We start from the raw sequence: 19,215 nt of genomic DNA, 5'->3' as shown, positions 1-19,215 counted from the left end.
TATGGCCATATTAAGTAAAGAAGAAGCCCAAGCAATATTAAAAAAGGTACTCAGCTATTCGAAAGCAGATGCCTGCGAAATCAGTTTAAATGGTTCTGATGGTGGCAATATCCGTTATGCTCGAAATGCAGTATCAACTGCAGGCCAGATTAGTGTAATGGGTTTATCGGTTAACTCAACCTTTGGTAAAAAAACTGGTTCGGCATCTATCAACGAATTTGATGATGCTTCCCTAAAAAAAGTGGTACAAAGATCTGAAGAATTGGCACAACTGGCACCAGAAAATCCAGAATCGATGCCTTTGTTAGGTGGACAAACTTTCCCTGAATCGACCACTTATAATGAAAAAACAGCAGCCATGACTCCTGATACGAGGGCCGAAATGGTGGGCAAGAGTTTAAGTGTAGCCAAAGCAGCCAATTTAGATGCCGCTGGTTTCTTAGAAAATTCAACCCGTTTCAATTCGGTAATGAATTCTAAAGGTTTATTCGCGTATAACAAATCTACCGATGTATCCTTCTCTGTAACCATTAGAAACAAAGAAGGAACAGGTTCTGGTTATGTGGAGCAAAACTTTAACGATCTGAGCAAAATGGACGTATTGGCGCTTAGCAAAATAGCGGCAAGTAAAGCCACAGGTTCAGCAGGTGCAAAAGCAATTGAACCTGGAAAATATACAGTGATTTTAGAACCTTTAGCAGCGAGCGATATTTTAGGCAATATGTTTAGAGGTTTTGATGCCCGTAGTGCTGATGAAGGTCGTAGTTTCATGAGTAAAAAAGGTGGTGGAACCCGATTGGGAGAACAGTTGTTTTCAGAAAATGTAAATATCTATTCAGATCCATTAAATCCTGAACTACCTTCATCTACTTGGACAGGCGATGGCTTGGCAGTGAAAAGAACACAATGGGTAAAAGACGGCGTAGTTAAAAACTTATCTTACTCTAGATTTTGGGCCAATAAAAAGGGAGTAGAACCACTTCCATTTAATAGAAGTATTGTATTAGAAGGTGGAACACAATCTTTACAAGACTTGATTAAAAGTACCGAAAAAGGAATTTTGGTTACCCGTTTCTGGTACATCAGATCTGTAGATCCACAAACACTATTGTTAACAGGACTTACACGTGATGGTACTTTCTATATCGAAAATGGTGAAATCAAATTCCCGATCAAAAACTTTAGGTTTAATGAAAGTCCGATCATTATGTTAAACAACGTAGAGGCATTGGGCAAACCTGTAAGAACAGGTAGTGGCATGATCCCTCCAATGAAGATCAAAGACTTTACATTCACCTCATTATCAGATGCTATTTAAAAAACAAACAGGCGATGAGATTTCATCGCCGTTTTTTTAACCTTTAAATTTAAAAGAATTGAGAAGAAGAGATTTCCTATACATGACAGGTTTAGGTGCCGGCGCAGCAATGCTTCCAAGTCTAAATACCTTTGGGAAAATAATTACGGTTGAGGAAGCATTGACGCCTGTTGATGTAAAACTGAAAAAACAGATGGCCGATATTGCCTTAAATGCTGCTAAAGGTAAAGGTGCAAGCTATGCAGACGTGCGTATTGGCAGATACCTTAACCAAGTAGTGGCTACAAGAGAGACCCGTGTAGAAAATATCTCGAACAGCGAATCTTATGGATTGGGGGTAAGGGTATTGGCTGGTGGTTCTTGGGGTTTTGCGGCTACCAATAAATTAGATAACGATAGCATTGCCAAAGCTGCAGAAATGGCTGTAGCCATTGCTAAAGGAAATGCCAAGCTGATGAGCGAGCCAGTGCAATTGGCTGCACAAAAAGGGTATGGTGAGGTGAGTTGGAAAACTCCGGTAGAGGTTAACGCCTTTAGCGTGCCCATTCCTGATAAGGTAGAGTTACTATTGAGCGTAAATAATGAAGCACTTAAAGGTGGTGCAAAATATGTCAACTCTAATCTGTTTATGATCAATGAGCAAAAGTACTTTGCTTCAACAGATGGTTCTTATATCGACCAAGACATTCATCGCATCTGGCCTAATTTTACAGTGACCAAAATTGATGAAACCAACGGGAAGTTTGAAACCAGAAATGCCTTAAGTGCACCAATGGGAATGGGTTTCGAATACCTTACGCCAAAAGATGAAGAAAAAATAAAAGGTGGACCAGTAACGCTATACAAAAAACGTTACGACATGTTTGAAGATGTGAAAGAAGCCACTGTGCATGTAGCCGAGAAATTAAAAGCCAAACCTGTTGCCGCAGGCAAGTATGATTTGGTTTTAGATCCTTCGCATTTGTTTTTAACCATCCACGAATCGGTAGGACACCCCACTGAATTAGACCGTGTATTGGGCTATGAGGCCAATTATGCAGGTACCAGCTTCTTAACATTAGACAAGTGGGAAACCAAGAAGTTTAATTTTGGAAGCAAGCAGGTGAATATCATTGCAGATAAAATGGAGAAAGGCTCATTGGGAGCTGTAGGTTATGATGATGAAGGTGTAAAATGTGGCAAATGGGATATCATCAAAGATGGTATTTTGGTCAACTACCAAACCATTAGAGATCAGGCGCATATTTTAGGCCTAAAAGAATCGCAAGGTTGTTGTTACGCTGACAGCTGGGATAGTATCCAATTTCAACGCATGCCAAATGTATCATTGGCACCAGGTGAAGCTGCTTTATCTGCGGCAGACATGGTTAAAAATGTAGAAAAAGGCATTTACATGTTTGGTCGTAACTCTTATTCTATTGATCAGCAGCGTTACAATTTCCAGTTCAGTGCACAATTGGCCTACGAAATTAAAGAAGGAAAGATTGTTGGCATGTTTAAAGATGCTTCCTATCAATCCAATACACAAGAGTTTTGGAATTCGTGTGTACAGCTGTGCGATAAAAACGATTACCGTTTAGGTGGAACTTTTTCCGATGGTAAAGGTCAGCCAAGTCAGGTAAGTGCGGTTTCTCATGGCAGTCCAACTACCCGTTTCAATGGGGTAAAAGTAATCAATACGGGAAGTAAACTAGGTTAATATATCAATGTAGCTGCTGTTGGCGTCCTCGCCAACAGCTATATAATAGCTAGTCGGGATTTCAAATCCCGACTAACGATCTCGACTAACAATTAACTATTAGGAAGGGTTACAAAAATTACACTTCCTTTTCCAGTTTCGCTGGTCACTAATATTTCGCCATTCATTAGGCTTGTAAATGCCTTACAAAGCATTAGTCCTAAACCAGTACCTTTTTCTTTGTTGGTTCCAAGCTGGGTAGTAACATGGTAAGAAGTATCATTGCTGTTCAGTTGTTCTACTAACTGTGCTGTAATACCTACGCCATTATCAGATACATAAAAGGTTGTTTGTTTGTCTGTTAAGGTGGTATTTAATTCAACCACACCGTTGGTAGGTGTAAATTTAATGGCATTGGCTACAATGTTTCGCATAATGAGCTCAGTCATATCCGCATCAGCATAAATGGTGGCCTCTGGTGCGATATTGTTGGTTAAACTAATCCCTTTTTTTGCTGCCTGACTAGCTAAGGTCTGAATTACCTGATTGGAAATGTTTTTTAACAAATGGGTATGACTATTCGGTTTGTAACCTTGTAATTGGCTTCTGCTCCAATTGAGTAGGTTTTCCATTAAAATGGAAGTATGGTCTAACGTTTTGTTGATCTCTTTGGCATAACGTTTAATCTTTTCTGAGGAGAGGTCATGGTCTTCCAATAAGTGATTAAAAGAAATCAGGGTATTTACCGGTGCACGCATATCATGACTAATAATGGTAAAAATGCGGTCTTTTACACCATTGATGTTTTCGAGGTCCTTTTTTTGTTGCGTAATGAGTTCATTCAGTCGCCTTGTTTTTCGTTGATTGTAAAAAATAAACGCAGCTATAGCAATGGCCATTAGGGTTACTATGGCAAGAAAGAGCTGAAGTTTTTTATTCGTTTCAATTTTTCCTTTTTGCAAAAGAATTTGTTGATCGCTGGCTTGCTTATCTAACTTGGCTTGTAAACGGTCTTTTTGAATGATAGATTCTTGAAGCCTCTTTTCATTCTGCAATTCATTTTGTCGTTTAGTAAAAGTCAGCTCTGCATTCTTTTTCTGCTCGAGGGTAAGTTGAAGTTCTTTCTTGTTAATTTCTAATTGTTGAAGCTGTTGCAGGTTCAAGGCATGCTGGTTAGCTATTTTTTCATCTTTCAGCTTGGTATCATATTTAGTCTGCAGATTCATAATTTCGGCAACCTTATCCTTAGAGAAAACCATTACCTCTAGGTTCCGAGCCGAATCGGCATATTGTAACGCTTTTTCAAAGTCTTTTTTGTTTTTATAAACTTCGTATAGGTTATTATACAAGCCTCTTTTTAATACCATTTCGTTGTTTCCATTAGAAGTAGCCAATGCCTTTAAAATATAGATTTCGGCATTTTCGTAATCTTTCATTACAAAGGTGAGCTCAGCAAGGTTCTGGTAAATGGATTGTTTGAAATAGCCTATATTCCCTTTGTCGATTAACAATTTGGCCTTTATAAAAGAATCATAAGCTTCTTTATATCTTTTCGACCTCCGTTGGCTAATTCCTAAATTTGTTAACGTGCTGATCTGGTTAAATTCTGTGCCTTTTTTTTCATTGAGGGCAAGTGCTTGTTTATAATAACCAATGGCAGTATCGTATTTCAGTTGACTATCGTAGAGAATACCTAAGTAATTATAGGTTGTTGCTTCTTCCATAATCAGACCCTCTTGTTTGGCAATCTTTAATGCATTCTGAATATAAGTTTCAGCATTTTGGTATTCGTTAAATTGGATCTGAATCCAGGTGAGGTCTAAATAGGCACGCCATAAATTTTTAGGTTCGTTTATTTTTTGATAAACATTTAAAGCTTGGATATAATTTGGGTAGGCTAATGCATATTCGCCAGTTAGTACGTAAGAATAACCAAGGGCTAAATAAGTAATTCCCAAATTGTGGTTGTTTTTGGAGCTTAGTGCATCCTTAATGGCTAAGTTTGCAATTTCACCACCTAATGGTTTCTTTTTGGAAATGAGCGAACTGGCGTATTCAACCGTTTTTTTGATACGGATTGTATCATTTTTGATTTTTAGAATAGCTTGATAGGTGCTATCACTAGATATATTTTTTTGTGCATACGTATAGTTAACTGTCAACATCAAAATGAGACAGCAGAATAAACGGATAAACAGTTTGTTCATGAGACGTAAGTAAAGATGATTTTTTAATAAGAAAGCGCAGCAAAGTAGCTATTTCTGGTTATTGTTTTTTAAAAAACTATTGATTTCTTTAAAAATTACATTTTGGCGATTGAAGCTCTTGATCAAACAGTTAGCTGATCTAGTCGATTTTTAAGCGTTTAACCAACCAAGGTAAGGTTAAGCCCTGCCCAATTAAAGTAAATAACACCACCGCAACAGAGATAAATATAATTTCATTTCGTTCTGGAAAAGGGCTTTTATCATCTAAAGTTAAAGGCAAACCGATGGCGATTGCTAAAGAAACAATACCCCTCATTCCAGACCAACTGATAATTAAACTGTTCTTAAAATCAAGCAAGGCATCTTCGGTAATTCGATGTTTCCCTTTTTGGAAAGCCCTTTGCAAGTTGATTTTTTGAAGAAAAACCCTTCCAATACGTAATAATAAGGCAATAACAGTAATGATCAATGCATAGCCAATATAAGGAAGAAGGTCTGCTTGGTTAATGTTTTTGTAGATGTATGGAAATTCTAATCCAATAAGGATAAAAATGAGCCCATTGAGCAGAAAAATAATGATATCCCAGATATTTCTCGATTGCTCTTTAAGCTTGGCAGGGAAAATCATTCTGCTGAACCTGGCGATACCTAAACCCAAAATTACCACTGCAATAACCCCAGAAACATGAAGTTCTTCGGCAATTAAATAGGTTACAAAAGGCATCAATAAGATGAAACTGATAGTAGCCAAAGTGTTTTCATGAATTCTTTGGATAATGACCGAAAGTATTCTGCTCATTATTAAGCCTATAAGCGCTCCACCCACCATTAAAATGACAAAGGTTAAGGAAGCTTCCCAAAAGACAAATGCAGTGCCTGTAACAGCTGCAACAGCAAAACGATAGGCTACCAGGGCAGAGGCATCATTAACCAAGCTCTCGCCCTCTAATATGGTATTGGTTTTATGCGATAGGCCAAGTCCCTTGGTAATGCTCATGGCTGCCACAGCATCAGTAGCTGATAAAATTGCCCCTAACACAAAAGAAAGGGGCCAGGTCATGCCAGGGATTAGATAATGTGCAACCACAGCGATGCCTAAAGTGGTGATAAATACCAAAGAAATGGCCAAGGTAGCAATGGTGTTGATATTGGTCTTGAACTCTTTGAAGGAGATGTTAAAAGCAGCATCGTAAAGTAGGGGCGGGAGAAAGATCAGAAAAATGATTTCTGGATTGATCTCTATTACGGGTAAAGAAGGAATAAACCCAATGGCAATACCTGCAATAATTAAAATGATTGGATAGGGGAGTTTGATTTTATCCGCAATTGCAGATAAACCAATCATAATGGCCAGAATAAATATAACGACAGCGTAGTTTTCCATGACCTATTTTTTTGTAATTAAAGCTAGCTTGTCTGTTTCCCAATTCTCTAAGCTGTAAAATTAATTTCTTTTTTAAGGAATCCAAATCAATTGTGATCGCCTGTGGCCTACAATTAGTGTTAACATAGAGTTAATATTAAAACGCTTCATTTGCTGTCACTAGTTTTCACTTCAATAGCTGGTCAATACATGATCAAACAAATCTATTTTATATTCGTAGTTGCTTGTTTATTGCTGTCAAGCACTGTGCTAAATGCGCAAACAGATCAAATGGCTGTGGTTCGTTCATTGATCCAAAAACATCCAGATTCAGCACTTATTTTATTGAAAAAAATGCATGTGCAAGCTACTGAAAGAGATGATGCTGCTACTGCCGGTTTGTGCTTACAGCAAATGGGACAGATCTGTTATAACCAAGGGCATTATGCCAAGGCGCTGGAGTTTTACCTCCATGCCGATAAAATATTCGCTACACAACAGAACAAAGACCTATCTGCAGCGAATATGAGCGAAATGGGTGTTTTTTACTATTACAATAAACAATTGGATAAATCGCGTATCCAATACAACAAAGCATTAGCCATTTATAAACAGACCCATAATAAAAAAGGACAAGCTGAGATATTTGGCAATATTGGCCACCTGTACGAGAAACAGCACCGCTACGATAGTGCTTTTTACTACCAACATTTGGCTCTGGCCAATTATACAGCAGCCAATTATAAACAAGGGGCAGCTAAGATTTACGAAAATATGGGCAGCATTTACGAAGACTTGGCTCAATATGATTCTGCCTATGTTAATTTTAACCGTTCGCTGTTGCTCTATAATGAAGACCATAACCAGATTGCTTCTATAGAGGTGATCAATAACCTGGGCGATGTATTGCGCAAAACGGGAAAGTATGAAGCCAGCATTATACAAACCCGAAAGGCTTATAATCTGGCCAACCAAACCGGCAATACTTATCAGTTGGCAGCAAGTACCAGAGATATGGGAAAGGCCTACGAATTGATGAACCGAATGGATAGTGCCTATTATTATGCAGAATTGAGCCGCAAATATTCGCTAGATGTGTATTCTAAAGATGGAGTAGAACAAACTGCCTTTTTACAGGTTTTGTACGATATAGATAAAAAGAGTAGTGAAATTACCCGACTGAACAATAGTCGGAAAATCAATAACATCATTGCCATTGCCGGAATATCAGTAGTCATCTTGGTGATCATTTTGGGCATTGTGATCTTTAGCAGGCAAAGACTAAAAATTAAAGACCAAAAGGCCTTGGCCAGAGAAAAAGAAGCACAACATGAGCTGGTACAATTGGAACTGAAAAATAGAGCTTTGGAAGATGAAAGGCTCAAACAACAGTTGGAAACAAAAGATCGAGAGCTTTCTACGCATACCCTAAACCTCATCAGTAACAACCAATTATTAGAACATTTGAGGGGTACTTTACAGGCCATGGTTAAAGAAGACAAACGTGACCAAAAAAAGCAGATGCAGCAGATCATTTTGCAGATTAACGAAAGTTTTAACCATGAGCAACATTGGAAAGAATTTACCACTGCTTTTGAACAAGTGCACCAAAGCTTTTTCGATAGTATCAAGAAATACAGTAGTGAACTTACTTCTGCTGATATCCGATTGATCGCCCTATTGAGGATGAATCTTCCTTCAACAGATATTGCTACTTTATTAGGTATTTCTACAGATAGCCTTAGGGTTTCTCGTTACCGTTTGCGTAAAAAGCTCAATATGGAGCAGGGCGAGAACCTTACAGCGTTTATTCAAGCTTTATAATACCGTTACAAGGCAATACAATTTTAAATCATTTTTACTGTTTTTAGGGGCTTAATATTAAGTTAATGTAACGGTAATAAAAAGATAACGGAGGTTGAATGTTGTTTTAAATATCTGATTATTAATTACTTGTGTTTTTGTGTTGCTTTTGTGTATACAGCTTTTGTAACGCTGTTGCCTTTATGTAACTGTTCAAATTTTATTTGTAATTGAATGTAGCACACCTTTGCCACATCGAAAACAAATGGAACGTTCTCGCAAAAGCAATTTTAAAAATGAACAAACTTTTACAAACTCTCTTATTGCTACTTTTTTCAGTTACAGTAGCCAATGCAAGTAAAATAAAAGGTCATGTATATGATCGACAATCTGGCGAAGCCCTGGTAGGTGCTACAGTTGTTTTAGAGAAAACAGGCCAAGCAACCACTACTGGATTAGATGGTTCATTCGAGTTTAAAAATGTAGCCGTAGGTGCTGCTACACTTCGAATAAGTTACGTTACTTACCAAACTGTAGTTCAGCAGCTCACTATCCTAAAGGAAGATAATCCACATGTAAAGGTTTACATGGAATCGGCCGGAAAGGATTTGAACGAAGTAACCGTAAGGGCAACAGCAAGTGGTTCTAATGAACGCGATGCCCGTCGCTTAGAGCAAAATGCTACCCAAGTGATGAATATCGTATCTGGTAGGGCAATTGAAGTTTCGCCAGATTTAACCGTTGCTAATGTTATTCAAAGGGTTTCTGGCGTTTCGGTAGAGCGCAATAGCAATGGCGATGGACAGTATGCCATATTAAGGGGTATGGACAAACGTTACAACTATACCTTGGTAAATGGCGTTAAAATTCCAAGTCCTGATAACAAATACCGTTATGTACCTTTAGATTTATTTCCTTCTGATCTATTGGACAGATTGGAAGTTTACAAAACCCTTACGCCAAACCTAGAAGGTGATGCGGTAGGTGGTGCAGTAAACATGGTGATGAAAAATGCACCAGATCATTTCCAGATCAATGCCAATCTTTCTACAGGATATAGCCAATTGTTTTTTGGTCGCGATTTTGCCAGTTACAATGCTTCCAACATCAGTTATAAATCTCCTTACGAGATTAATGGTCGCAATTACAATGCTACACAAGCCGATTTTACCAAAGGAACGCTTGACTATAAGTATCAAAAACCTGTGCCAAATCTGGTAGGTAACTTGTCTATCGGACAACGTTTTTTCAATAGTAAATTAGGTGTTGTTGTTGCAGGAAGTTATCAAAATACATACAGAGGTAGCAATAGTACTTTTTACAATTCGGCAGTGAATGGTACCGATGCTTATGCAGTAATTACCAGTAAAAGTTACCGTGAATATTCTGAGCAGCAAAAACGTTTAGGTTTACATGGCAAGATTGATTATGTGTTTGACAAAAACAATAAACTAAGCTTGTATAATGTGTATGTCGATTTAAAAAATCAACAACTTCGCGATGCAGTGGGTACCAGCTATAATGGTGTTTATAATCCGGTAGCTGGTAATGCAGAATTAACTTATACTACCCGTAGCCGTTTAACGGAGCAACAGATTTATAACAGCACTTTACATGGCGACCATAAATTGTTTAATGATCGATTAAAGATCCAATGGTCTGCAGTATATTCATCTGCTAAAAATGATCTACCAGACAATACCACGATCAGTTTAAATGGTGTCCGCAAAAACTTCCAAGATACCCGTACTTCATTGGTCAACACTTCGCCAGTAAATCACCGTTGGGAACGCAATACCGATGAAGATAAAGCTGGATACTTAGACTTGATCTATACCGTTCCGGTAGGTAAGGTGAATGTCGATTTCATGGTGGGTGGTTTGTATCGCGACAAAGAAAGAAGCAGTTTTTTCAATAATTACACCTTAGCGCCAAAAGCTGCAAATGCAGGATTTTTGTATGGTGTAGATTTCCAGAACTATACAGACTTGAATTTGGTAGTGAGCAATCCAACAGGAGCAGTAAGCAATCCTTTAACTTATGATGCTTCTGAGAAAACGACCTCAGGTTATGGAATGGTTAAATTTGCCATCAACAATTTGCAGGTAACGGGTGGTGCAAGGGTAGAACATACCAACCAAGGTTACAATTTGTTGTTCCCAGCTGGAGAGACCAATCCTAAAGGCAGTCAGGTATATACCGATGTATTGCCAAGTTTAACTTTGAAATACAGTTTAACGGCTAAGGCACAATTACATGGTTCATATTACAAAGCACTTAACCGTCCGGGTTTTTACGAAATTGTACCGGGTAAAGTAGTCAATGAAGAATATCAGGAACGTGGTAATCCGAATTTGAAACGTGCTATTGCAGACAATTTCGATTTACGCTATGAGTTGTTCCCAGGTGCATCAGAGCAGTTATTGGTTGGTGCTTTTTACAAAAGGATCAAAAATCCGATAGAATATACCTTCCAGGCAGATGCAGTTCGTGGTCAAGATATCTATTACAGTGCGGGTAATTTTGGTACTGCAAATAATTTTGGTGCAGAGCTAGATTACATTAAATTCTTTAATAAGATAGGGTTAAAGGCCAACTATACCTATACCCATTCACGTATTACCACCCCAAAAACTTCGAGAAGAATCAATTCGGTAACAGGAGATGTTGAAGCGTTCTTGGTTGACCAATCGAGACCACTTTACGGACAGTCTGAGCACATTGCCAACATGTCGTTGTTATATAAAGATACGAAAAAAGGCTGGGATTTGCAATTGGCAGGGGCTTACACAGGCCAAAGGATCAATACCATATCACAGTTCTTGAACAATGATCTTTGGCAAGAAGGTTTTATCCAAATGGATGCATCGGCCGAAAAAAGATTCAAAAGCGGACTTAGTGTATTTGTTAAAGCAGGTAACCTCCTAAATACACCAACTAAATTATTCATCAAAGGTACCAACCCTGAGAATGCAAAAATCCAAGAAAACTTGGTGTCAAATGGTCGCACACTAATTCGCAGCGATTATTATGAGCAAACCTACTTATTGGGTGTGAGATATAAATTCAATTAATGCTAACCATCATTTCAAATTTTAATCAAATGAAATTCAAACAAATTTTAGTCGCATGTTCACTATCAGCCCTATTTTTTAGCGCTTGCGAAAAGGCGAACATAGATGTAGATACTACACCTGTTAACGGATCGGCCATTGGAGAGGTATCTGGGGTATGGGCAAAAGGCAGTACGCAAGTTATCAAAGGAGATATTGTTATTCCAGAGGGAAAAACTTTGACCATTGAAGAGGGTGTAACCGTATTGATGGATACCATTGCTAAACCAGAAATTATTGTGAAAGGAAATCTATATGCTTTGGGTACCGCCCAAAATCCGATCAAGTTCACGGTAAACGATTTCTACAAAACAGACGAGAAAAAGTTTGGCAAACTTTGGGGCGGTATATTAGCCGGACCAACCTGTGCCGAATTGGTGCTAGACCATACCATTATAGAATATGGAGGTTCAACCACTTCAGATGCTTCTACTTCGGTAAAACAAGGTTTATACAAAGCAGTGGCCGGAGAAAACTTGCCGGCATTGTGGTTTTCTAATGTAAATGGTAAACTGATTGTTCAGAACAGTATCATCCGTAACTTTCAAGAAGACTGTACCTATATTGAAGGCGGAAAGATCATTTTTGCCAATAATGTATTCTATACCACTGGGGTAACTGGTGGCGAAGCCATGAACTTTAAATCGGGTTGTTTAGCAGATGTAGCTTATAATTTGGTGTACAGCACCAATACCAATGCCTTAAAGTTATCTAACAGTGGTGATAGAAACCCACAAGCTTATATCATTGTGTACAACAATACCATGGTAAATACAGGCTGGAGAAGACCAACAGCAAAAGGAGGTTCAGTATGGGTAGAGGCTACTGTACGTGCCGATTTATACAACAATCTTTTTGCCAATACCCGTTTTGGTATAAAAAGAGATACCAAAAAACCAGAAGACAGCCGCTCTAAATACAGCAACAACTGGTACTATGGTTTCGATCAGGTTACGGTTAACCAGTTTCAGCCAACTAGCGAAATTGTGGCTGGCGTAAATGATGTAATTGGCAAAACAGCAGGAGAGAATGATCCTAAATTTGTAAACTATCCACTCAATACTCCAGTAAACAATCCATCATACAATACCGCTTGGGATTTTCACTTGCAAGGGAACTCACCAGCATTAAATAAAGGAATAACTACATTTACCCGTCACCATAAAAATGGATTGATTATGGCAAACGGACTAACCTATGTATCACCAGAACCTGCTTTATTTGTAGGGGCTTATGGTACCAAATTATAAATCGATGAATAAAATGAAGATGATCAACCTTGCAGCTATTGCGCTGTTCTTTTTAGGCAATGGATGTAAATCGGGTGCACCAGTGGATGCTGCTGCAGTTAAACCGGCAATAGTTACAGAAGCAGTAATGCATGATACAGATGATCCTGCAATTTGGATCAATAAAGCTGATCCAGCCAAAAGCTTGGTAATTGGTACGGATAAAGATGCCGATGGCGCCTTGTATGTATTTGACCTGGATGGGAAAATTGTAAAAGATAAAGTGGTAAAAGGTTTAAAAAGACCAAATAATGTAGATCTGGCTTATGGTTTAATGCTGAATGGCAAACCTACAGATATTGCCATTACTACCGAAAGAATGACCCACAAACTGCGTATTTTCTCTCTACCTGATATGAAACCTGTAGATAATGGTGGTTTGGATATGTTTGTTGGAGAAGCTGGAGAAGGCTATCGCGATTTAATGGGGATTGCCATTTACACAGCCAAAGATGGTAAAATGTATGCTGTAGTGGGTCGCAAAAATGGACCTAAAACAGGTGGCTATTTATGGCAATACTTGTTAGCAGACGATGGAAAAGGAAATGTTAAAGCAACATTGGTGCGCAAGTTTGGCGAGTACAGTGGTAAAAAAGAAATAGAAGCCATAGCGGTAGACAATGAATTGGGCTATATCTATTATTCTGATGAGCAAACAGGGGTGCGCCAATACTATGCCGACCCAACAAAAGGGAACCAACAATTGGCCATATTTGGTACAAAAGGTTTCAATGCCGATCATGAAGGAATTTCTATTTACAAGCTAACTGATACAACCGGATACATTCAGGTGTCTGATCAAGGAGCCAACCGTTTCCAGATCTTTAGCAGAGAAGGTACCAAAGCAAATCCTTTTGAGCACAAATTGCTAAAGGTAGTTAATGTAACTGCAACACAGAGCGATGGTTCTGATGTAGTGAACGTACCTTTAAATGATACCTTTAAACACGGTCTTTTTGTAGTGATGAGTGACAACAAAACTTTCCATTATTACAGATGGGAAGATATTGCTGGAAAAGAATTGAAAGTTAAATAAAACCTATTCACATCAAGAGCAAGCTAAAAACTTGCTCTTGATGTTTTAATGCTCGTTTTCAAATAAATAACCACTGTAAGCCAAGCCTTTGGCCACACTTTTAAAGTTGTCGCCCGAATTGATTTTTAAGTGTGGAAACTTGGTCTTAAACAAGTTTTGCACTGCACTAACCATTGACGTACCTCCAGTTAAAAACAAACTATCGATACTTAAAGGATCAATGTTGTTGTTGGTCAAAAACTCATTCAAATATTCGTTAATTCTTACAATGTCTTTTTTTATAATGCTATTGTAGGTGTCAAGGTTAATCTCTTCATTAATAGCTATGCCCATATTGCGATAGGTAAAAGCAGCTTTCTCTTTGTCAGAAAGCCCAATTTTTGTTTTTTCTATCGCTTGGAAAACAGAGTATCCCAGGTTATTTTCTATTAAGGTAATGAGGTTTTTAAATTGGACATCTTTTCCAGAATAATAATAATAGTCTTCAATATCTTTTTGAATACGTAAACCATTAAAGAAATTCATCTTATCCCAAGAACAGATGTTGGCAAAAAGCGATTTCGGAACAGTCAATGGTTTGCCCGGTGTGGCTTCGTAAACTGTGTTTTTGCCAAAATAAGGAGTGCCTTTCTCCCACATAAAAGCAGAATCGAAGCTGTCGCCACCAATGTAGATACCTCCGGTAGCCATCATGTCGTTTTTCCTGTCTTTGCTGCCCACTTTAGCCGGATCGAGAATGAGATAGGTAAAATCTGTTGTACCACCACCTAAATCGGCTACCAATACTTTTTCTTTATGTTGAATGGTTTTTTCGTAGGCAAATGCAGCACCAATAGGTTCAAATTGGAAACGAACCTCAGTAAAACCTGCATTTTCTGCAGCTTTGTTTAGCCTGGTTTGCGCTAAAGTGTCTTTCAAGGTATTGTCATCATCAAAAAAAACAGGTCGGCCAATTACCGCTTTTTTACAATCGTAACCCGTAATTTGATCAGCTCTTTCCTTTAACTCTTTAAGGATGAGCGTAACCAGATCAGAAGCATTGTACCTTTTATTTTGAATTCTGGTTTCGGTAAAACTACTTCTAGAGAGAATCTGTTTAATCGATTTGATAAAACGACCTTTCATACCATCGCTAAGGTAAGATGTGATGGCGTTTTCGCCGATGACATATTTGGCCTCGTTGATTGTGGTGGTAGATGGGAAATAAATTAGTGAAGGAATGATGATGGTGGTTACAATTTCTTTTTTTTCTTCATCATAAATGGACAAGGCAGAATTGGTTGTTCCAAAATCTATTCCGTACAGAAACTTATTCATGGCAAAAGGGCTTAAAAATTAATCGGTGCTGTTAAATGGGGGCGGCGAAAGTATGAAAAAAAGTTAATATAAATAGGTTTAACGTCAAATTTATCAGTTTACGATCTCTAAAATACCTCTTAAATAGTTGGGGTAGCATAAATAAAGGCTGTTAATCGTCAATTAAAAAACCTAAGTTTATGTGCTTTATTGACATGGTGTTTTGAATTGAACAAAAAGAACATATAAAGCAAAGATGGAACTACCAAATGATGTAAACCTATGGTGATGTTGTCTTAATATTTTAAGGTTGATTGATCATTTCTAAGCTCATGGCCTAAAAATAAGGTTTTACCTATTGTGATGAACTGTTAACTGAAAAATTGACCATGTTGTTCATTTTTTGAAAAATTTGAGCAACTGGAGCTAAATAAAAAATAAAAACATCTAGCGTATAAATGATGTTACTTACATGGGCGTGAGGCTGTAATATTGTTTATATTTGTTTTGCTATCGATTGCATACTCAAATTGGGTTTAAGTAATTTTTGCGAATAGGTTTTCCATTATTTATATTTACATCGACCATAAACAGAAAAATAAGTGAAACTACCTTTTATTAAAAAATCCACTGATAAGAAAAAAATACTAATCGTTGAGGATGAGCCGATGAGCGTAATGGTTATGGAAAAAATTCTTAAACCTTATGCATTTGATCTGGTCATTGCGGTGAACGGCCTAGATGCGATTAAAAAATTCAAGAACGAGAGCATTGATTTAGTCATCATGGACCTTTATATGCCCGAAATGGATGGGTTTGAAGCGTCGAGAAGAATCAAGGCCATTTCAAAAGACACACCTATTATTGTAATTTCTACTGCAGCCATTGGAGAAGAAGAGCTGAGACGAGATACAGGGATTGACTATCTCTTGTCAAAGCCTTTAAACGTTAATAAGTTTAAAGATTTCATACACATGTTGTTGCTTGCTTAATATTCACATTTTTTGATATTCTATTTTAATGGCTAATTTATTGATTATCAATAGGTAATTTAGCTATTGGTTTTTTGATAGATTTTAAGCTATTGATTGAAATTTAGTCATTTTACAATATCAAAAGATGTTGTGGGGGTTTATTGCCCATACTGTAGCATGTTTTTGCTTATATATCCACATGGCAATTGATATTGGGTTTTTTATAACAAATCGATTAAGCTATTTGTCGTTCCTTTTGTCTAAAAATTGATCATTTTAATAGTATAAATATATGCTATGGGAATTTTATTGCCCAAACTGTAGAATGTTTTCACTTAAAATGTGGAAAATATTCTACTAAATTCTTTTGAAAATTCAGCGTATAATTTTGACGATTGCTGCATTGGCTGCATAAAAAGGAAACTAGAGATATTTACCTATTGCAGTAATATCATTCTTTCTACTGCCCTAAAATTTGGCTTTTGATTTGTATGATTATGTCGATTTTTAATGTCATTTTAAGCTACATCTCATTGTTTGTAACCAACAGATAAGATCTATGGCCTATTATTATTGTTTATGGTCACTCAATATTAGTAAGGGGTATAGATGCAATTTGCATAATTAAGTGTGTAAAAGCTGTAATTGGTAAGATTAGAAATTAAGAGAAAACTAAAACGAATGGAGCGTAAAAATAGAATAATGGTTGTTGACGATAACCTAATTGATCAAATGATCACCGTACGCGTTTTGAAAACAAGTTATGCTGAAGAAGAAATCATCTTGATGGAAAGTGCAGCTCAAGCATTAAGCTACCTCGTTGAAAATATAAATACGCCAGAACTATTGCCCAATCTAATTTTGTTAGACTTAGATATGCCAGTAATGAATGGCATCGGCTTTTTAAACAAATTCAATCAGTTTGCCGACGAACTAAAAGATACTTGCAGAATAGTAGTTTTAACTGCATCAGATGTATTGGCAGATATTGAGCAGATGCGATCGCATCCAAATGTACTTACCTTAATTCCAAAACCTTTAAATAAATACTCGTTAAACCCAGTCATATAAATTCGTTTAAAAATTACATTAGTTTTAAAAAGATCTCTCCATTATTGGAGGGATTTTTTTTTGGTTTCTATTTTTTTGAATGACTTAACATGTATATTGGCCTTATAATCTGTATAAAAATGAAAAAAATAAGTTTCCTTATCTTATTGGTAAGTATCAGTCTGGTGGTTAAAGCGCAAACTATGGTAGAGAAAGACGTTGCTGCAGCTGTAGAAAAATTAAGGTTAGCCATGATTAGCGGAGAAAGGGTTGCGCTAGAAAATATTGCTGCTACTGACTTGAGTTATGGTCATTCGAGTGGAAAAATAGAAGATAAAACAGCCTTTGTAGAATCTATTGCCAGTGGGAAATCTGATTTTGTAACCATAGATTTTAAAAATCAAACGATTAAGGTTACGGGTAAAACGGCATTGGTTCGTCATCAGTTAGATGCCAAAACAAATGATGGCGGAAAACCAGGAGAGGTACACTTAGGAATTCTTTTGGTTTGGCAAAAACAAGGCAAGGATTGGAAGTTATTGGGTAGGCAAGCTTATAAACTGCCATAGGTTATTATTGGTTCGTGTCGACACGAACCAATAATAAAAGAGATCAAACGCAATGTTAACTTAATGTTAACCAAAAATAATATTTTGATAATACTGGCTTAACATTGGGCTACTACTTTTAACCCATGAATTATCCAGTTTTTATATTCCATGAATTAGTACTTAGATTTTCGGATATCAATCGCGAAATTGGGAAGTACATCTCAAGCACCATAGACAATGGTGAATGTTTGATCAATACCACCACGGGACATATTAAGGTTGGTTTGTCTATGCTCGAAAAACAGTACAATAATCCTACACTGATTTCTAAAGAAGAATTGCAACAGTTGGCTGTTGGCTTTAAGATCAATTAAGACTTATTTTTTTGAGTTGGTGATCACTAACTGTTTCTAACAAATAGATCAGTATCTAATACCTTTTTCTCAAATTCTTCAACCGGATATTTGGCTTCTATGAGCTGCAATAACATTTGCGTAGCCAATTGGCCAATTTCAAATGCGGGTTGACGTACAGAAGTTAAAGATGGATTAAATAGGTCTAAAACATCAGAATTGCTAAAACCAGCAATAGCCATGTCTTTTGGAACAGAGATGTTCAGGTTTTTAAATACACTTAAACAACCTGTACTTAAACGATCGCCAGCTACAAAAATCGCATCAGGTTTTTCGGGCAGTGCCAATAATTCTTTAATTGCATTTTCTGTTTCCTCATACAGCATTCCACCATGTGGGCAATGTTTAATGTAAGCAGGGTTAACACTTAAGCCATTAGCCATTAAAGCAGCCTCATAACCAGATAAACGTTCGATGCTGATCGATAAAAAACTGGAACTGGTTAAATGGGCAATTCGTTTGTAACCAGATTTAATTAAATGATCAGTTGCTTCAAATGCACCCTTTTCATTATTGGCAATTACTTTATGGGTATTGATCTCGTCTGCTACACGATCAAAAAATACAATGGGCAAACCTTTGTCATGTAAATAACTGAGATGTGAAATGTCTTCAGTTTGAGAAGATAGGGAAACCAATAAACCATCAACAGATCTAGAGGCCAAATGTTGTACGTTGACTACTTCACGCTCATAAGACTCATGGGTCTGCGAAATGATAACGTGATAACCCCTGTCATAAGCAATAGATTCAATTCCATTAATAGCTTGAGAGAAAAAACTGTTGGCTACTTCGCTCACTACCACACCAATAGATTTACTTCTGCGTTCCTTTAAACTGAGGGCAATAGGGTTGGGCTGATATCCGATCTCTTTGGCATAGGCCAAAACAATCTTTTTGGTAGCAGCACTAATTTCATGCGTATCTCTTAATGCTCTTGAAACAGTAGAAGTGGATAGGCCTAAGGCCTTGGCTATATCTTTTATGGTAACGGGCTCAAACATGGTTCAAAGCTATGGTTTGGATAGTTTTTGAAATGAAAAAAATCTTTTAATTATAACGATAATTTTTGACAGGCTTAAAGATAACTTTTTTAACGCTATTTCGGCAACGTTGTCGGGAAC

At 37.3% G+C, this 19,215-nt stretch carries 14 protein-coding genes; 10 read left to right on the top strand and 4 right to left on the bottom strand.

Annotation, left to right across the window (positions count from 1 at the left end; all coding sequences use genetic code 11):
• Nucleotide 1 precedes the first annotated feature (1 nt).
• Both AQF98_RS11515 and AQF98_RS11510 read left to right on the top strand, forming a co-directional pair.
• Complete coding sequence (locus tag AQF98_RS11515; protein ID WP_055132073.1) at nucleotides 2-1,318, top strand: TldD/PmbA family protein; 1,317 nt, start codon at nucleotides 2-4, stop codon at nucleotides 1,316-1,318.
• Nucleotides 1,319-1,376: 58 nt separating this feature from the next.
• On the top strand, nucleotides 1,377-3,017 hold the full coding sequence (locus AQF98_RS11510) for a TldD/PmbA family protein (protein WP_055132072.1): 1,641 nt from the start codon (nucleotides 1,377-1,379) through the stop codon (nucleotides 3,015-3,017).
• Between the two features lie 92 nt (nucleotides 3,018-3,109).
• Here AQF98_RS11510 and AQF98_RS11505 read toward each other — a convergent pair whose 3' ends face one another.
• Together AQF98_RS11505 and AQF98_RS11500 are read right to left on the bottom strand one after the other, a co-directional pair.
• On the bottom strand, nucleotides 3,110-5,203 hold the full coding sequence (locus AQF98_RS11505; protein ID WP_082434995.1) for a tetratricopeptide repeat protein: 2,094 nt from the start codon (nucleotides 5,201-5,203) through the stop codon (nucleotides 3,110-3,112).
• Nucleotides 5,204-5,342: 139 nt separating this feature from the next.
• Nucleotides 5,343-6,587, bottom strand: coding sequence for a Na+/H+ antiporter (locus AQF98_RS11500; protein WP_055132070.1), 1,245 nt, complete (start codon nucleotides 6,585-6,587; stop codon nucleotides 5,343-5,345).
• A gap of 189 nt (nucleotides 6,588-6,776) precedes the next feature.
• On the opposite strand from AQF98_RS11500, the gene AQF98_RS11495 reads away from it, so the two are divergent.
• The 4 genes from AQF98_RS11495 to AQF98_RS11480 all read left to right on the top strand — a co-directional run bounded on the left by AQF98_RS11495 (nucleotide 6,777) and on the right by AQF98_RS11480 (nucleotide 13,807).
• Nucleotides 6,777-8,390, top strand: a complete 1,614-nt coding sequence (locus AQF98_RS11495; RefSeq protein ID WP_055132069.1) for a tetratricopeptide repeat protein — start codon at nucleotides 6,777-6,779, stop codon at nucleotides 8,388-8,390.
• Between the two features lie 275 nt (nucleotides 8,391-8,665).
• The gene (locus AQF98_RS11490; protein WP_055132068.1) at nucleotides 8,666-11,443 is read left to right on the top strand and encodes a TonB-dependent receptor; all 2,778 of its coding nucleotides are present in this window, start codon (nucleotides 8,666-8,668) and stop codon (nucleotides 11,441-11,443) included.
• A gap of 29 nt (nucleotides 11,444-11,472) precedes the next feature.
• A complete protein-coding gene (locus AQF98_RS11485) occupies nucleotides 11,473-12,732 on the top strand; it encodes a hypothetical protein (protein ID WP_055132126.1) in 1,260 nt (419 codons plus the stop codon).
• A gap of 4 nt (nucleotides 12,733-12,736) precedes the next feature.
• Nucleotides 12,737-13,807 carry a phytase gene (locus tag AQF98_RS11480; RefSeq protein WP_055132125.1) on the top strand — a complete coding sequence of 357 codons (1,071 nt, stop codon included), beginning with the start codon at nucleotides 12,737-12,739 and terminating at the stop codon, nucleotides 13,805-13,807.
• A 45-nt stretch (nucleotides 13,808-13,852) separates the two neighbouring features.
• Here AQF98_RS11480 and AQF98_RS11475 read toward each other — a convergent pair whose 3' ends face one another.
• Nucleotides 13,853-15,124, bottom strand: a complete 1,272-nt coding sequence (locus AQF98_RS11475) for an Hsp70 family protein (protein WP_055132067.1) — start codon at nucleotides 15,122-15,124, stop codon at nucleotides 13,853-13,855.
• A gap of 581 nt (nucleotides 15,125-15,705) precedes the next feature.
• Between AQF98_RS11475 and AQF98_RS11470 the strand changes: the two genes are divergently transcribed.
• The 4 genes from AQF98_RS11470 to AQF98_RS11455 all read left to right on the top strand — a co-directional run bounded on the left by AQF98_RS11470 (nucleotide 15,706) and on the right by AQF98_RS11455 (nucleotide 18,052).
• Nucleotides 15,706-16,095, top strand: a complete 390-nt coding sequence (locus AQF98_RS11470) for a response regulator (protein WP_055132066.1) — start codon at nucleotides 15,706-15,708, stop codon at nucleotides 16,093-16,095.
• 663 nt (nucleotides 16,096-16,758) lie between these two features.
• Nucleotides 16,759-17,148, top strand: coding sequence for a response regulator (locus tag AQF98_RS11465; RefSeq protein ID WP_055132065.1), 390 nt, complete (start codon nucleotides 16,759-16,761; stop codon nucleotides 17,146-17,148).
• A 119-nt stretch (nucleotides 17,149-17,267) separates the two neighbouring features.
• The gene (locus AQF98_RS11460; protein WP_055132124.1) at nucleotides 17,268-17,696 is read left to right on the top strand and encodes a nuclear transport factor 2 family protein; all 429 of its coding nucleotides are present in this window, start codon (nucleotides 17,268-17,270) and stop codon (nucleotides 17,694-17,696) included.
• A gap of 125 nt (nucleotides 17,697-17,821) precedes the next feature.
• Nucleotides 17,822-18,052, top strand: coding sequence for a hypothetical protein (locus AQF98_RS11455; RefSeq protein ID WP_055132064.1), 231 nt, complete (start codon nucleotides 17,822-17,824; stop codon nucleotides 18,050-18,052).
• Nucleotides 18,053-18,078: 26 nt separating this feature from the next.
• On the opposite strand, the gene AQF98_RS11450 is transcribed toward AQF98_RS11455, so the two are convergent.
• On the bottom strand, nucleotides 18,079-19,095 hold the full coding sequence (locus tag AQF98_RS11450; RefSeq protein ID WP_055132063.1) for a LacI family DNA-binding transcriptional regulator: 1,017 nt from the start codon (nucleotides 19,093-19,095) through the stop codon (nucleotides 18,079-18,081).
• Between the last annotated feature and the right edge of the window lie 120 nt (nucleotides 19,096-19,215).

The sequence above is a fragment of the Pedobacter sp. Hv1 genome, from assembly GCF_001412215.1.
GTDB lineage: Bacteria > Bacteroidota > Bacteroidia > Sphingobacteriales > Sphingobacteriaceae > Pedobacter.
This window is presented reverse-complemented; position numbering and strand designations above follow the sequence as displayed.

Coding starts and splice junctions, on each gene's coding strand:
- AQF98_RS11450 (WP_055132063.1), bottom strand. CDS start 19,095: ATGTTTGAGCCCGTTACCATAAAAGATATAGCCAAGGCCTTAGGCCTA.
- AQF98_RS11500 (WP_055132070.1), bottom strand. CDS start 6,587: ATGGAAAACTACGCTGTCGTTATATTTATTCTGGCCATTATGATTGGT.
- AQF98_RS11485 (WP_055132126.1), top strand. CDS start 11,473: ATGAAATTCAAACAAATTTTAGTCGCATGTTCACTATCAGCCCTATTT.
- AQF98_RS11505 (WP_082434995.1), bottom strand. CDS start 5,203: ATGAACAAACTGTTTATCCGTTTATTCTGCTGTCTCATTTTGATGTTG.
- AQF98_RS11490 (WP_055132068.1), top strand. CDS start 8,666: ATGAACAAACTTTTACAAACTCTCTTATTGCTACTTTTTTCAGTTACA.
- AQF98_RS11495 (WP_055132069.1), top strand. CDS start 6,777: ATGATCAAACAAATCTATTTTATATTCGTAGTTGCTTGTTTATTGCTG.
- AQF98_RS11460 (WP_055132124.1), top strand. CDS start 17,268: ATGAAAAAAATAAGTTTCCTTATCTTATTGGTAAGTATCAGTCTGGTG.
- AQF98_RS11465 (WP_055132065.1), top strand. CDS start 16,759: ATGGAGCGTAAAAATAGAATAATGGTTGTTGACGATAACCTAATTGAT.
- AQF98_RS11515 (WP_055132073.1), top strand. CDS start 2: ATGGCCATATTAAGTAAAGAAGAAGCCCAAGCAATATTAAAAAAGGTA.
- AQF98_RS11475 (WP_055132067.1), bottom strand. CDS start 15,124: ATGAATAAGTTTCTGTACGGAATAGATTTTGGAACAACCAATTCTGCC.
- AQF98_RS11455 (WP_055132064.1), top strand. CDS start 17,822: ATGAATTATCCAGTTTTTATATTCCATGAATTAGTACTTAGATTTTCG.
- AQF98_RS11480 (WP_055132125.1), top strand. CDS start 12,737: ATGAATAAAATGAAGATGATCAACCTTGCAGCTATTGCGCTGTTCTTT.